We start from the raw sequence: 248 nt of genomic DNA, 5'->3' as shown, positions 1-248 counted from the left end.
ACGATTTCAGCACCGTTGCCGCGCAAGCGCTGCAATGCCGGCTCGGGCACGCTGCCATCCACATAAAAGCGGCACACCCAACCGGGATACACCGCCGCGGCCAGCTCGGTGTTCATCACCGCCGGCTCGATGTATTCGGCGCGGTTGCCGAATAATGAAAACGAGATAATCTGTTTGCCCGGCCCGTTTGTCGGCAAAGCGGGCAGCGGCGCTGCATCAAGTGCGGCCATCACTTGGCTATCGCGCAG

1 protein-coding gene is annotated in these 248 nt (G+C 61.7%); it reads right to left on the bottom strand.

The features are described 5' to 3' along the window. Nucleotides 1-248: hypothetical protein (locus tag B4920_RS27315; RefSeq protein ID WP_216820112.1), on the bottom strand; the 248-nt coding region annotated here is incomplete at both ends.

It is taken from the genome of Zoogloea sp. LCSB751 (assembly GCF_002028455.1).
GTDB lineage: Bacteria > Pseudomonadota > Gammaproteobacteria > Burkholderiales > Rhodocyclaceae > Zoogloea.
The sequence above is the reverse complement of the archived record's forward strand: the minus strand, read 5'-3'. Positions and strand labels throughout refer to the sequence as shown.